This window comes from Aeromonas sp. R5-1 (assembly GCF_040908265.1).
Taxonomy (GTDB): domain Bacteria; phylum Pseudomonadota; class Gammaproteobacteria; order Enterobacterales; family Aeromonadaceae; genus Aeromonas; species Aeromonas caviae.
Window position 1 is genome coordinate 1 of the sequence record NZ_JBFODJ010000002.1, and the last position, 13828, is coordinate 13828.

The window sequence follows — 13828 nt, forward strand, 5'->3', positions numbered from 1 at the left end:
TCAAGCAATACATTCAAAACCAGCGGGGCTGACGCCCCGGCGAAATTCCCCTCCCACCTACGTCGGAGGGAGTCCCCTTTCGCATTTAAGATGGCATTATCGTCATTCACGATATTCCATATGAAATTGCCAAGCACCGTAATCACCCCCACCAGGACGCCATTCACGTGGCAGGCTGGGTCAGCCTGTTCACCCTGCACGTGCTCTGGCCCTTCCTCTGGATCTGGGCCACGATTTATCGCCCCGATCGCGGCTGGGGCTTCTCGCAACGCCTACAACATGACGAGACAGAGATCAGCGCACTCAAAGAGGAGCTGGCAGCACTGCAGGCTCGCATGACCACGCTCGAACAGACCGACAAATAGGTAACGCCCCATGGACCTGCTACTTATTCTCACCTATACAGCCCTCTGCATAGGTATTTTCAAGATCTTCAAGATCCCGCTCAACAAGTGGACCGTGCCGACCGCCGTACTGGGTGGCGTCATCATCATCGGCACACTCATCATGCTGATGAACTACAACCACCCCTATTCCGAGCTGGCTCGCAACTATTATGTCTCCACCCCGGTCGTGCCCCTGGTCAAGGGGCGTGTCACCGACGTCCCGGTCAAGCCCAACCAGCCGGTCAAGAAAGGGGATGTGCTGTTTCGCATCGACGCTGAGCCCTTCCAGGAGAAGGTCGCCAGCCTGACGGCGCGCCTCGCCTCCAACACCGATTTTCTGAAGGCTCTGGACGCCCGCCTGCGATCCGCCAGCCTGGACAGGGATCGCGCCCAGGAGCTGATGCGACGGGGCATCGGCAAACAGCGCGACCTCGACGTCACCCAGGCCAACGTGGATGACATCGTCGCCCAAATTGATCAGCAGAAAGCGACCCTCAATGACCTGGGTGCCCAGCTCAACATCGCCAAGTACGATCTGGAGCAGACCGTGGTCTACGCCCCGAGTGACGGTCATGTCGTACAACTGGCATTGCGCCCGGGCATGATTGCCGCCCCCTTCATGTTCCGCCCCGTGATGACCTTCATTCATGAAGATGCCAATGCCTATGTCGGCTGGTTCTGGCAGAACAGCATGCAGCGGCTCAAGGCGGGTGACGAGGCCGAAGTCGTGCTCGACGGCATTCCGGGCCGCATCTTCAAGGCCAAGGTGCAGTCCGTTATCCCGGCCATGGCACCGGGCAATATCCAGGCACAGGCGGGTCTTATCGATCAGACCTCGGCACAGGTACCGGGTCGCCTGCCCATCGTGCTCGAGATCACCGATCCCGAGTGGGCAAACTACCAGGTGATCGCGGGTTCCAGCGGTCAGGCCGCCATCTATACCGAGCACTTCCACCACGTGGCCATCATGCGCAAGATCCTGATGCGCATGGGTAGCTGGCTCAACTACCTGTTCCCCTTCCACTGAGCTCCCTGACCTGCACGGGCCGGCATCTTGCCGGCCCGCTTCCTGTCAGCACGCCCCCCCTCGCTGCATTTTCCCCGCAAGATCCCTATAATGGCGCCACCTTGCGCCACAGCCGTTCCCCATGTTCGTTCTCAGACCCTATCAGACCGACGCGGTCAACGCCGTCATCAGCCACTTTCGCAAACACCCGGATCCCGCCGTGGTGGTGCTGCCCACCGGGGCCGGCAAAAGCCTAGTGATCGCCGAACTGGCCCGCAAGGCCCGTGGCCGGGTGCTGGTGCTGGCTCACGTCAAGGAGCTGGTGGAGCAGAACCACGCCAAGTACGAGGCCTGGGGACTCCGGGCCGACATCTTTGCCGCGGGGCTGGATCGCAAGGAGGCGAGCGCCCAGGTGGTGTTTGGCTCGGTACAGTCGGTGGCGCGCAATCTGGATGCCTTCGACGGGGCTTTTTCGCTGCTCATCATCGACGAGTGCCACCGGGTCTCGCTCGATGACGACAGCCAATACCATCAGGTGATCGAGCATCTCAAGGCCGCCAATCCGGCCCTCAAGATCCTCGGGCTCACCGCCACCCCCTATCGGCTGGGGCTGGGCTGGATCTACCGGCGCCACTACCACGGCATGGTCAAGAGCCACGGCGAGCGGCTGTTCGGTGACTGCGTGTTCGAACTGCCCCTGCGCTTCATGGTGAAAAACGGCTACCTGACCCCGCCGCGCCTGGTGGACGCCCCCATCGTCCACTACGACTTCAGCAAGCTGGTGCCGCGGGAGAACGGCCTGTTCAGCGAGGCGCAGCTCAACGGCGAGATCAAGCGCCAGGAGCGGGTCACCCCCCATATCCTGAGCCAGGTGCTGGAGTATGCGGCCGACCGGCAGGGGGTGATGATCTTCGCCGCCACCGTCGAGCATGCCCGGGAAATTCATGGCCTGCTCGGTGCCAGAGGCCAGCAGGCCGCCCTCGTCACCGGCGAGACACCGGGACCGGAGCGCGACGCTCTAATCAGTGCCTTCAAGGCGCGCGAGCTCAAGTTTCTGGTCAACGTAGCGGTGCTCACCACCGGTTTTGATGCCCCCCACGTCGACCTCATCGTGATGCTGCGCCCCACCGAATCGGTGTCGCTCTATCAGCAGATTGTGGGACGGGGCCTGCGCCTCTCACCCGGCAAGAGCGATTGCCTGGTGCTCGACTACGCAGGCAACAACTTCAACCTGTTTGCCCCCGAAGTGGGGGAGCCCAGGCCCCACGCCGGCACCGAGCCGGTTCAGGTGCCCTGCCCCGCCTGCGGCTTTGCCAACACCTTCTGGGGCAAGACCGACGAGGATGGCAAGGTGATCGAGCACTACGGCCGCCGCTGTCAGGGACTGTTTGAAGATGACGAGGGCAACCGCGAGGAGTGCGACTACCGCTTTCGCGCCAAGATCTGCCCAGGTTGCGGTGCTGAAAACGACATCGCCGCCCGCCGCTGCCAACGCTGTGACCAGCTGCTGGTGGACCCTGACGACAAGCTCAAGGAGGCCCTCAATCTCAAGGACTGCATGGTGATCCGCTGCGCCGGTTTGACCCTGAGTGCCGGGCGCGGCAAGCAGGGGGAGCGGCTGGAGGTGACCTACCACGACGAGGATGGCCTGACCCTGACGGAGTACTTCCCCTTTCACTCCCGGGGTGCACAGCGCTTGTTTCAACAACACTTTGTGCGTCATCATTGGCCCGCCCCGGGCCTGGAGCCCGAATTCACTACCCTGGCGAGCGTGATGCTCGCGGCAGACCAGTTCCGTCACCCGGATTTCGTCATCGCCCGCAAGTCGGGACGCTTCTGGCAGGTGAAGGAAAAAATATTCGATTACGAGGGGCGTTACCGGACTGCCAACGCCCCGGCCTGACCCCATGGCAGGTGATACCCGGCAGTCACCCGGTTTGATTATCGGGGCGGTTTATGATGTCGCCCTTTCGTTCAGTTAGAGGATCCTATGCAGCGGCTGTTGATTGGTTTTTGTGCTCTCTTTTCTCTGGCGGTCCACGCCGCCCCGCTGACCCCGCCCAAGGGGGGCCAGTACGCCGTCATCGTACAGGGCAACAACGGGGTGGAATTTGCCCGTCACGCCGATGACATGATAGCCCCCGCCTCCACCATGAAGGTGCTCACCGCGCTCGCCGCACGCCTCGAACTCGGTGCCGACTTCCGCTTCGCCACCGACATCCAGGCCCAGCCCGGCGCCAAACAGGGCACCACCATCAACGGCGACATCTGGATCAACTTCGTCGGCGACCCGACCCTGTCGCGCATGGATCTGGTTGCCCTGTTCAAACAGTTGGGCGTCACCCGCATTCAGGGCAACGTCTATGTCAACACCGGTGCCTACAACGGCTATGAGCGTGGCAACGGCTGGTCCTGGGGGGATCAGACCCTCTGCTTCGCCGCTCCCGTCTCCTCGGTCATCATCGACAAGAACTGCGCCTACGGCACCATCACCGCCACCCAGATTGGCAAGCCTGCGGTGGGCAACGTGGCCACCGGCGTGCCCATCGGCATCGGCGCCGACAACGTGGAGGTGATGAGCTATGGCGACATGGCGCGTCAGTTCTGCGCTCTGGAAGTAGACATGGCCAAGGGCAACTTCTACGAGCTCAAGGGCTGCATCACCCCGAACAAGGAGCCACAAGGGCTGCGCTTTGCCATCCATGACGTGGAGGCCTGGGGCTGGGACAACATCCGCTGGGCCATGAACCGCGCCGGGATCAGCCACGACGGCCTGCTGCGGGTCACCCATCAGGCCCCTGTCGGTGCCCAGACCCTGGCGACCCACTACTCTGTCTCCCTGCCGGTGATGCTCGCCAAGATGTTGAAAAAGTCCGACAACCTCTACGCCGATACCTTCCTCAAAACCGTGGGGCGTCACTACTACAACAAGCCGGGCAGCTATCGCAGCGGCACCATGGCGGTGCGCGCCATCCTGACCAAGCACGGCATTGACCTTGGCAACGCCACCCTGGCCGACGGCTCCGGCCTCTCCGCCCACAATCTCATCAGCGCGCGCCAGATGTTGTCGGTGCTTAACTTCATCCAGAAGAACGATGCCGAGCTCGACTTCATCAAGCTGCTGCCAAGCTCCCAGGTAGACGGCACCCTGGCCTGGCGACGCAGCGTCACCGCCCCCATGATGAAGAACAAGGTGCACGCCAAGACCGGTACCATCACAGGTACCTCGAACCTCGCCGGTTTCATCGACACCGCCGGTGGCCAGCGCAAGGCCTTCGTGATGTTCCAGCGCGGTCTCTCCCAGGATCCGGCAACCCACGAGCGCTACCGCGCCAGCAAGGCGCCCTGGCCCTGGACCGTCTTCGAAAAAGGCGTGCTGGAGAGCATCTACCAGCAGCAACCCATCCAGATCGTCGAGCAGTGATAGACGGGCTGCCTTGCCGGCAAGGCGGCCCGATTCCCCGGCCTTGGGGCGAAACAGGGACGCTGGCGCCGTCATCAGCAGTGGGTGCAATCGGAGATGGCGAACGTAAGCATCGCTATTTTCAGCTTTGACTGACAGGGCGCCAGGGCTATGCTGTGCCCAGCCTCATCTCAATGGCCTTCTTCAACGGCTTGTTTAATGGAGAGAAAAGATGTTTGTAGAGATTTTTGGTCGTCCCGGTTGCCCCTATTGCGTGCGTGCCAAGCAGATTGCCGAGCAACTGACCGAGGAGCGCGATGACTTCGAGTTCCGCTACGTGGATATCAACGTGGCCGGGCTGACCAAGGACGATCTCGCCGCCAAGGCGGGCAAGCCGGTCACCACTGTGCCGCAGATCTTCCTAGATGAGCAGCACATCGGCGGCTGCACCGATTTTGAGGCCTATGCCAGAGCCAATCTGGGTCTGTAAGCCCCGACACCATGAAAAAAGGCGCCTCTGGCGCCTTTTTTCATGTCGCCAAGTCTGCCTCAGGCCACCGGCGTGAAGCGGCTCACCACCTGTCCCTGATGTTCAATCCACTCCATGAACATGGCGACGGGGCGGGCATAGACCTGACCATCCTGTTCGGATTGATAGATCACCAACTGCTCCTGGGTTTCGGTGTGCAAGGCCAGGGCCAGAACCTGGTAATAGCCCCCCTTGAAATGGCGGTAGCGACCGGTGGCGGGTGCCTGCATGAGTGAACCTCGAGAGCGGGAAGATGAGCCCCCGTGCCTGCGTGCTCCCCTGGCAGACCGACGGGTCGGGGCCTTTTTTACCCCAGCCAATCGTGCCAGATGGGGGAGATATTTCAATACACTCATGTTGCTTTATGAATCTGCTCCTCATCTTTCACTGATCTACCAAAGAGAGGCAAACGATCATGCTGAATTTAACATTTCGACAACCCTGTTTCAGTGGTAAATATCAGGGATTTATTCCATAAATTAGATTGTTCTAGCATTCAATTCTGTGAAGAATAGGGGCAGAGAAATTTGATACTAAAAACAGCTTTTCTGCCAACGCGCCCCCAGGGGAAGGAATCACAGTCACCATGTTCACTATCGACAAGTCGCACAAGCTCGACGATGTCTGCTATGACATCCGCGGCCCGGTGCATAAAGAAGCTCGCCGTCTCGAAGACGAAGGCCACCGCATCATCAAGCTCAACATCGGCAACCCGGCCCCGTTCGGTTTTGATGCACCGGAAGAGATCATCAAGGATGTGATCCTCAACATGCCCCAGAGCCAGGGCTACTGCGACTCCAAGGGGCTGTTCTCGGCCCGCAAGGCGGTAATGCAGTACTACCAGCAAAAAGGGATGCGCAAGGTCGACATCGACGACATCTACATCGGCAACGGCGCCAGCGAGCTCATCGTGATGGCGATGCAGGCGCTGCTCAACAACGGCGACGAGATGCTGGTGCCCTCCCCCGACTATCCGCTGTGGACGGCGGCAGTGACCCTCTCCGGTGGCCATGCTGTGCACTACCGTTGCGATGAAGGGGCTGACTGGTATCCGGATCTCGACGACATCCGCGCCCGCATTACCCCGCGCACCCGCGGCCTGGTGCTGATCAACCCCAACAACCCGACCGGTGCCGTCTACGGCAGCGAGTTCCTGCTGGAAGTGATCGAGATCGCCCGCCAGCACAACCTCATCATCTTCGCCGACGAGATCTACGACAAGATCCTCTACGACGACATCTCCCACACCAGCGTCTGCACCCTGTGCGACGATGTGATGGTGGTGACCTTCAACGGCCTCTCCAAGGCCTACCGCGCCTGCGGTTTCCGCCAGGGCTGGATGGTCATCACCGGACCCAAGGGTCGTGCCAAGGGCTACATCGAGGGGCTGGAGATGCTGGCCTCCATGCGGCTTTGTGCCAACGTGCCCATGCAGCACGCCATCCAGACCGCCCTTGGGGGCTACCAGAGCATCAACGAGCTGATCCTGCCGGGGGGCCGCCTGCGTCGCCAACGGGACAAAGCCTGGGAGCTTTTGAACGAGATCCCTGGGGTCTCCTGCGTCAAGCCCAAGGGGGCGCTCTACATGTTCCCGCGCCTCGACCCCAAGGTGTACGACATTCGCGACGACCAGAAGATGGTGTTCGACCTGCTGCAGCAGGAGAAGCTCCTGCTGGTGCAAGGCACCGGCTTCAACTGGCCTGCACCGGATCACTTCCGCCTGGTGTTCCTGCCCCGGGAAGAGGAGCTGGAAGAGGCTATCGGCCGTCTCGCCCGCTTCCTCAAGGGCTACAAGCAGTAAGCAAGGCTCATGAAAAAGGCTCCCGCGGGAGCCTTTTTGTTGTCTGTCGTTTTCTATCCGCGCCATCAGCCGTGCAGCAGAGCCCCGGCCACCAGTACCACCATGGTGATGAGAGCCGCCCCGATGATGAAGGGCAGCACCCAGCGCACGAAGCGATCGTAGGGGATCCTGGCGAGCGCCAGCCCCGCCACCAGGTGAGCGGCGGTGGGGGCGAACAGGTTGATCCAGCCGGAGGCGGACTGATAGGCGGTGATCACCAGATCCCGCGAGATGCCGGAGAAGTCCGCCAGCGGCCCCATCAACGGCATGGAGACGGTCGCAAGCCCCGAGGTGGAGGGAATGAAGAAGCTCAGGATGATGTGCACCAGATAGGCCATCAGGATGAAGACCGACGACGACAGCCCGCTCACCAGTCCCTCGGCCCAGTGCAGTATGGTGTCGATGATGACGCCGTGCTCCATCACCACATAGATGCCGTGCGCCACCGCCACCACCAGGGCAACCCCGATGAGATCCCGCGCCCCGTTGAGGAAGGTCGCCACGTAGTTGGACTCCGGCATCCGGTTGATGAGGGCAATCAGGATGGAGGCGCTGAAGAAGAGGGTGGAGAGCTCGTCAAACCACCAGCCCAGGGTGGGCAACAGATCGATGCCCAGATCCGACCAGGGCACCACCGCATAGATCATCAGCAGGAAGGTGCCGAAGAAGACCAGCATGGTGAGCTTCTGCTTGCCGCTGAAGGCGAGGTTGCCGCTCTTCATCTGGGAGAACTCGTCGTCATAAACGATATCAGCCAGCACGGAGCGGGACTTGTCCTGCTGCACCTGCCTGGCGTAGCGCATCACGAACCAGGAGGCGAAGATCACCAGCAGCAGCCACTGCACAACCCTAAGGCCAATCCCCTCACCGATGGGAATGCCGGCAAAACCGGAGGCGATGCCGGTAGCAAACGGGTTGACGGTGGAGGCGAGCACCCCGACCCCGGAGCCAAGCAGGATAATCCCGGCCGCCACCATGCGATCAAAGCCCGCCGCCATCATCACCGGCACGATCAGTGCCCAGAAGGCCACCGTCTCCTCCGCCATGCCGAAGGTGGAGCCGCCGAGGGCAAACAGGGCGATCAGCACGGGGATAAGCAGCCGCTCGCGCCCGGCAAAGCCGCGCACGATGGCCCCCACCCCGGCATCCAGCGCCCCGCTCTGCATGGTCACCGCCAGGAAACCACCGATGATGAGCACGAACAGCGCCACGTCGGCTGCCTTGTGAAAGCCCTGGATGGGCGCCTTGAGCACATCGAATACCCCCTGCGGTTGGGAGGGGAGCTCGGTGTAGCTGCCGGGCACCGGCAACAGTCGCTCATCGCCGCTGTAGTCGGCCACGGCGGCTGCCGCCACCGGCTGCTGGGTCTTGGCCGTCACGTAGTTGTATTTGCCCGCCGGCAGCACCCAGGTCAGGGCCGCCATCAGGGCGATGATGATGAAAAGCAGGGTATAGACAGTGGGGAGTTGGCGCTTTTTGGGCGCTTCATGTGGAGTGGTCATAGCTTCCGTACCTCGGCAATGCCGTCTGTGATCCGGACAGCGCAAGCCTAGCGGGTTTGTTCGGGGAAAAAGGTGATCGCGGATAATAAACCTGAGGCAACAGGTTGAGTCTGCTGCAAAAAAAACAGGGCCCCGCAGGGCCCTGTCTGTGCTGACGACCGACTTACAGCTCGACCACGTCGAATTGCACGTCCGGATTCACGTCCGCATCGTAGTCCACTTCGTCCAGGCCGAAACCGAACAGGCGCAGGAACTCCTGCTTGTAGCCGGTGTAGTCGGTCAGTTCACTGAGGTTCTCGGTGGTGATGGAGGGCCAGAGATCACGGCAGGTCTGCTGCACGTCTTCACGCAGTTCCCAGTCATCCATGCGGATGCGGGCCTGCTCGTCCAGCGCCATGTCGGCGCCGTACAGGCGGGTGCGCATCATGCGGTCCACCTGCTCCATGCAGCCCTCGTGGATGCCCTTCTCCTTCATGATCTTGAAGGCCATGGAGATGTAGAGCGGCATCACGGGAATGGCAGAGGAGGCCTGGGTTACCACGGATTTGAGCACGGCCACGTGGGCGGTCCCCCCCTTGGCAGCCAGATCGCCACGGATGGCGGTGGCGGCGCGGTCCAGATCTTCCTTGGCGCGCCCCAGGGTGCCATGCCAGTAGATGGGCCAGGTCAGGTCGGTACCGATGTAGGAGTAGGCCACGGACTTGGCGCCGTCAGCCAGCACACCCGCATCGCGCAGAGCCGCCATCCACAGCTCCCAGTCCTGGCCGCCCATGACGGTGATGGTGCTCTGGATCTCTTCCTCATTCGCCGGCTCGACGGTGGCGGTGATGATCTGATCCTTGTTGGTGTCGATGGCGGTGGAGGTGTAGACCTCGCCGATAGGTTTGAGGGCGGAGCGCACCACTTCGCCGGTGTCCGGCAGCTTGCGCACCGGAGAGGCCAGGGAGTAGACCACCAGATCGATTTGACCCAGATCCTGCTTGATGAGCTCGATCACCTTGGCACGGCACTCGTGGGAGAAGGCATCGCCATTGATGCTCTTGGCGTAGAGGCCGGCCTCTTTGGCGGCCTTGTCGAAGGCGGCGGAGTTGTACCAGCCGGCGGAGCCCGTCTTGGTCTCGGAGCTCGGCTTTTCGAAGAAGACACCGATGGTGGCAGCTCCGCTGCCGAAGGCTGCGGCAATGCGGGAGGCCAGACCATAGCCGGTGGAAGCGCCGATCACCAGCACCTTCTTGGGGCCATTCTCGATGGCGCCCTTGGCTTGGGTGTAAGCGATCTGGCGACGAACATTGGCTTCACAACCAACCGGGTGGGTGGTGGTGCAGATAAAGCCGCGAACCTTGGGTTTGATGATCATGTGTTGTCTCTTATCCGTTTGATGGATGAAATCGGGGCATAAGATACCTCATTGCGGCCCGTTATGGTGCTCTGATGTGTTGAACTGCGGGGAAACAGGCAGGGATCCGTCGCTTTGTGCCGCCATGGCACACCCATTGCGCAGGAGATCTCCCCGCCATGGACCAGAGAGAGGCGACGTGAGGACCGGAATGTCACACCCGGAACGAGGCCGTTGTCTGACCTTGCGCCATGTACTAGTGTGCAAGGAAGAGGATTCAAGGAGGAGTCTATGTCACGCATGCTGGTCATCTCTCTCGCCTGCCTGGGGCTTGCCAACGTCCCCGTTGTCCAGGCGGCTGTCTATCAATGCGCCCGCGATGGGCAGATCACCTTCAGCGACATCCCCTGCAGCAGCGACGCCAAACCCATGGTACTCAATGTCTATACCCCCTCCCCCGAGGCGGTGGAGCAGGCGGCCAACCAGACCCGGGAGATAGAGCAGAGCCTGGCAAACGGCCAGAAACAACGCCAGGCCGAGGCGCTGCGCACCGAGATCGAGGCCAAAAAGCAGAAGATGAACAACGAGATGACCCAGATCACGGAGAACAAGGCAAGATCCCGCAATGTCTCGGCAGAGATGCAGTCGGTCACTACCCGATATCAGAAAGAGATTGAGTCCCTGAACCAGAAACTCTCTACCTTGCAGGCAAAATAAACACTCCCTGTTTCGGGACAGAAAATATACCGAAGCGGCAATGTCGTCACGGGTTCACACATGCCGGATATCCAAAAACTCACACCCTTGGCCGTTTATTTCTCACACCAGAGAGTCAGATAGCGGCTTTTTCCCGATCCCCGTAGCCACCTAATTTCACCGCGTTCCAGAAGACTCAACTTTATCCCCACCGAGATCCCTGACGTGCCACAGGGTTCATACGAGGGCGATATATAGGGGCATCGTGACAATTGTCAGTGCCAAAAGAGGCGCCTTCATGCCAATATTCCCTGGGGCCCAAAGCGGTCCACGAGATAAATAACCTTGGTACGAGACCCTACAATTAAGAAGCTATTTATCAACATTGAAAAATAAAAAGTTAATTTGAGTACGATGACGACTCATCAGGACGCAATGCTATTGTTAATTTACTCATATTTGGTCGTTATCCCATTCAAGGGTCTCATGGAGGAGCGCTGTCATGTTCTGGAATCAAAAAGCAAGCAAGGAAGCCAGTGAGCAAGCGGCAAGGGTGGTGGAGCTGGGGGCATTTGAACAGGCTATCCAGTTGCAGGTCCCCTTCGTCCAGTTCACCCCGGCGGGAGTGGTCACCTTCGCCAACGCGCTGTTTCTCAAGATCGTGGGATTTGAACGTGACGAGGTGATCGGCAAGCATCACAGCACCCTCTGCTTCCCCGACGACGTCAATACCCGGGATTACGAGACCTTGTGGCAGGATCTGCGCCACGGCGTCTCCCGCAGCGGCCGCTTCATTCGCCAGTCGAAATCCGGCAAGGCCGTGTGGCTGGAGGCGACCTATTTCCCCATCGTGATCGACGTCAAGGTGGTGCGGATCGCCAAGGTCGCCTCCGACGTGACCCAGCAGCAATCCACCCTGGAGCGCACCCAGGCCCTGCTGGCAGCCCTGGACAAGTCCCTGGCGGTCATCGATTTCCAACCCGATGGCACCGTCATCACCGCCAACCAGAATTTCCTCAACTGCTTTGGTTACCGGCTGGAAGAGGTGGTCGGCAAGCATCATCGTCTCTTCTGTGACACCGAGTTCTACCAGAACAACCCCCATTTCTGGCAGGATCTCGGCTCGGGTGACATCAAGTCCGGGCTTTTCATGCGTCTGGGTCACCGGGGGGAGAAGATATGGCTGGAGGCCACCTACAACCCCATCTTCAACCACGAGGGCAAGGTGGTCAAAATCATCAAGCTGGCGAGCGACATCACCGAGCGGGTGGAGAAATCCATCTCCACCCGGGAAGCGGCCCAGAAGGCGTGTGCCATCGCCAGCGAAACCGTCGCGAGCGCCGCCAGGGGGCGGGAGGTCATCGACAGGGTGCTCGACACCTCCTCTCACATCAACACCTCGGTCAATGCGGTCAGCAAACAGATAGAGCAGCTCAACCAGCAATCCAGGAGCATCGAATCCATCATCTCCACCATCAGCGGCATCGCGGATCAGACCAATCTGCTGGCCCTCAACGCGGCCATCGAGGCGGCCCGCGCCGGGGAACAGGGACGGGGATTCGCGGTCGTGGCCGACGAGGTGAGGCAACTGGCGGCGCGCACTTCCAGCTCCACCAGCGAGATCGTCACCGTCATCAAGCACAACTCGGAGATCACCTCCCAGATCACCCAGACCGTCTCCGTCGTCTCCGACAAGGCGGTGGCAGGTCAGGAGCAGGCCACCATCATCGCCGACGTCATCAAGGAGATCATCGAGGACGCCAACTCGGTGTCGGACACCGTCAAGAGCCTCTCCATCTGAGCGACAGCTGCCAATGACAACGGGGGGCCCAGGCCCCCCGTTGTCATTGCTGTCCGCCCACCCGACACCCGCTCAGCCATCCCCCAGGAGATAGTGTCTGGCTTCCTCGTCCGCCAGCGCGAGGGCGATGTCCCATAGCGCGGCGATGCAGAGCCCCTCCTCCCCCACAGCTTCCTCTTCCAGCGCCTCCAGGGCTCTGGCATCGGCCAGGGTAAAGGGGGGATGGTTCAACAGGCTTTTGGCCGCGGCCAGCAAGTGCATGTCGCTCATCGGTCGGCTCCTTCTTAGACAGCGTGTTTCCCTGCCCAGACTGTAGCCCAATGACGGCGACTCATCCCCCGGTGGCGACTGCCTGCGCACGCTTCCTGCCGGACGGCAGTTGGCCCACCCCGATGCCGGCCAGCACGGCGGCACAGGCCACCCATTGCAGGGCAGTGAGCGTCTCTCCCAGCAGCAGATAGGCGAGCAGCAGGGTAAAGACCGGTATGAGGTTCACATAGGCAGCCGCCAGGGTCACCTTCACCTGGGTCACCGACCAGTTGTAGAGCAGGTAGGCACCAAGTGTCACGAAGGCGCCGAGGAAGAGGATGACCCCCATGTCCTGCCAGGCCCAGCTCGCGGGCCAGGGCGCACTGAAGGCAAAGGGCGCGAAGAAGAGCATGCCGACGAAGGCCTGCAACGCTGTCAGTGTCATCACGCCGTAGCGGCTGGAGAGCTTCTTGAATACCACGGAATAGGTGGCGGCGCAGAGCATGGCGCCCATCTCCAGGCTGTTGCCGAGCAGGGCGTTGGGGGCGAACTCGTCTGCGCCCTCCCCCAACCCCAGCAGGGCGATGCCAACGATGGCGATGGCAAAGCCCAGCAGCTGGCGGCGACTCACCCGCTCTCCAAGCAGCACGAAGGCCACCAGAGCCACCATCAGGGGAAGCAGGGCACAGACCATACCGGCCTGGCCGGCACTGGTGTAACGCAGGGCGTTGACTTCAAGAAGAAAGTAGAGGCAGGGCTCAAGCGCCCCCATCAGGGCCAACCAGCGCCAATCCCCCTTCTGGTAAGTGACGCGGCCAAGCTGGCGGTAGCAGAGCAGCCAGCAACAGGACGCCACCCCCATCCGCATGAAGAGCACCTGACCGAAGGACCAGATTTCCAGCACATGTTTGAGGGCGATGAAGGAGCTGGACCAGAGCAGCATGGCCAGGGTCAGCGTCAGGGCGGGTAAAGGGCGCACAATGCCTCCATCTTAAATGCGAAAGGGGACTCCCTCCGACGTAGGTGGGAGGGGAATTTCGCCGGGGCGTCAGCCCCGCTGGTTTTGAATGTATTGCTTGA

Annotated in this window: 13 protein-coding genes; 8 read left to right on the plus strand and 5 right to left on the minus strand. The window is 61.0% G+C overall.

Annotated features, from left to right (window positions below):
* Window positions 1-95: 95 nt before the first annotated feature.
* From AB5Y64_RS00020 to AB5Y64_RS00040, 5 genes are all read left to right on the plus strand, one after another.
* Window positions 96-365 carry a DUF3302 domain-containing protein gene (locus tag AB5Y64_RS00020; RefSeq protein ID WP_041201542.1) on the plus strand — a complete coding sequence of 90 codons (270 nt, stop codon included), beginning with the start codon at window positions 96-98 and terminating at the stop codon, window positions 363-365.
* A 10-nt stretch (window positions 366-375) separates the two neighbouring features.
* Window positions 376-1413, plus strand: coding sequence for an HlyD family secretion protein (locus AB5Y64_RS00025; RefSeq protein ID WP_010674032.1), 1038 nt, complete (start codon window positions 376-378; stop codon window positions 1411-1413).
* Window positions 1414-1534: 121 nt separating this feature from the next.
* Window positions 1535-3295, plus strand: a complete 1761-nt coding sequence (locus tag AB5Y64_RS00030; RefSeq protein WP_368203000.1) for a DEAD/DEAH box helicase — start codon at window positions 1535-1537, stop codon at window positions 3293-3295.
* Window positions 3296-3382: 87 nt separating this feature from the next.
* A complete protein-coding gene (dacB, locus tag AB5Y64_RS00035; protein ID WP_042017206.1) occupies window positions 3383-4816 on the plus strand; it encodes a D-alanyl-D-alanine carboxypeptidase/D-alanyl-D-alanine-endopeptidase in 1434 nt (477 codons plus the stop codon).
* A gap of 211 nt (window positions 4817-5027) precedes the next feature.
* On the plus strand, window positions 5028-5285 hold the full coding sequence (locus AB5Y64_RS00040; RefSeq protein ID WP_010674029.1) for a GrxA family glutaredoxin: 258 nt from the start codon (window positions 5028-5030) through the stop codon (window positions 5283-5285).
* A 59-nt stretch (window positions 5286-5344) separates the two neighbouring features.
* Here AB5Y64_RS00040 and AB5Y64_RS00045 read toward each other — a convergent pair whose 3' ends face one another.
* Entirely contained in the window at window positions 5345-5554 is a 210-nt protein-coding gene (locus AB5Y64_RS00045) for a DUF1653 domain-containing protein (protein WP_010674028.1), read from the minus strand.
* A 356-nt stretch (window positions 5555-5910) separates the two neighbouring features.
* Here AB5Y64_RS00045 and AB5Y64_RS00050 point away from each other — a divergent pair, with 356 nt between their 5' ends.
* Entirely contained in the window at window positions 5911-7125 is a 1215-nt protein-coding gene (locus tag AB5Y64_RS00050) for a pyridoxal phosphate-dependent aminotransferase (protein ID WP_117403192.1), read from the plus strand.
* A 65-nt stretch (window positions 7126-7190) separates the two neighbouring features.
* Here the strand turns inward: AB5Y64_RS00050 and AB5Y64_RS00055 are convergent, their stop codons facing one another.
* Both AB5Y64_RS00055 and fabV read right to left on the minus strand, forming a co-directional pair.
* Entirely contained in the window at window positions 7191-8666 is a 1476-nt protein-coding gene (locus AB5Y64_RS00055; RefSeq protein ID WP_368203001.1) for a YfcC family protein, read from the minus strand.
* Between the two features lie 163 nt (window positions 8667-8829).
* Window positions 8830-10023, minus strand: coding sequence for an enoyl-ACP reductase FabV (gene fabV, locus AB5Y64_RS00060; protein ID WP_041212832.1), 1194 nt, complete (start codon window positions 10021-10023; stop codon window positions 8830-8832).
* A gap of 270 nt (window positions 10024-10293) precedes the next feature.
* On the opposite strand from fabV, the gene AB5Y64_RS00065 reads away from it, so the two are divergent.
* Both AB5Y64_RS00065 and AB5Y64_RS00070 read left to right on the plus strand, forming a co-directional pair.
* Complete coding sequence (locus AB5Y64_RS00065) at window positions 10294-10719, plus strand: DUF4124 domain-containing protein (RefSeq protein WP_043156375.1); 426 nt, start codon at window positions 10294-10296, stop codon at window positions 10717-10719.
* 481 nt (window positions 10720-11200) lie between these two features.
* On the plus strand, window positions 11201-12499 hold the full coding sequence (locus AB5Y64_RS00070) for a PAS domain-containing methyl-accepting chemotaxis protein (protein WP_043156373.1): 1299 nt from the start codon (window positions 11201-11203) through the stop codon (window positions 12497-12499).
* Between the two features lie 72 nt (window positions 12500-12571).
* Here AB5Y64_RS00070 and AB5Y64_RS00075 read toward each other — a convergent pair whose 3' ends face one another.
* Together AB5Y64_RS00075 and AB5Y64_RS00080 are read right to left on the minus strand one after the other, a co-directional pair.
* Window positions 12572-12769 (minus strand): hypothetical protein, encoded by a 198-nt coding sequence (locus AB5Y64_RS00075; protein WP_161470688.1) that lies wholly within the window; start codon window positions 12767-12769, stop codon window positions 12572-12574.
* 61 nt (window positions 12770-12830) lie between these two features.
* The gene (locus AB5Y64_RS00080; RefSeq protein WP_049636405.1) at window positions 12831-13727 is read right to left on the minus strand and encodes a DMT family transporter; all 897 of its coding nucleotides are present in this window, start codon (window positions 13725-13727) and stop codon (window positions 12831-12833) included.
* Window positions 13728-13828: the final 101 nt, after the last annotated feature.

Coding starts and splice junctions, on each gene's coding strand:
- AB5Y64_RS00055 (WP_368203001.1), bottom strand. CDS start 8,666: ATGACCACTCCACATGAAGCGCCCAAAAAGCGCCAACTCCCCACTGTC.
- AB5Y64_RS00040 (WP_010674029.1), top strand. CDS start 5,028: ATGTTTGTAGAGATTTTTGGTCGTCCCGGTTGCCCCTATTGCGTGCGT.
- AB5Y64_RS00025 (WP_010674032.1), top strand. CDS start 376: ATGGACCTGCTACTTATTCTCACCTATACAGCCCTCTGCATAGGTATT.
- AB5Y64_RS00030 (WP_368203000.1), top strand. CDS start 1,535: ATGTTCGTTCTCAGACCCTATCAGACCGACGCGGTCAACGCCGTCATC.
- AB5Y64_RS00045 (WP_010674028.1), bottom strand. CDS start 5,554: ATGCAGGCACCCGCCACCGGTCGCTACCGCCATTTCAAGGGGGGCTAT.
- fabV (WP_041212832.1), bottom strand. CDS start 10,023: ATGATCATCAAACCCAAGGTTCGCGGCTTTATCTGCACCACCACCCAC.
- AB5Y64_RS00070 (WP_043156373.1), top strand. CDS start 11,201: ATGTTCTGGAATCAAAAAGCAAGCAAGGAAGCCAGTGAGCAAGCGGCA.
- dacB (WP_042017206.1), top strand. CDS start 3,383: ATGCAGCGGCTGTTGATTGGTTTTTGTGCTCTCTTTTCTCTGGCGGTC.
- AB5Y64_RS00050 (WP_117403192.1), top strand. CDS start 5,911: ATGTTCACTATCGACAAGTCGCACAAGCTCGACGATGTCTGCTATGAC.
- AB5Y64_RS00075 (WP_161470688.1), bottom strand. CDS start 12,769: ATGAGCGACATGCACTTGCTGGCCGCGGCCAAAAGCCTGTTGAACCAT.
- AB5Y64_RS00065 (WP_043156375.1), top strand. CDS start 10,294: ATGTCACGCATGCTGGTCATCTCTCTCGCCTGCCTGGGGCTTGCCAAC.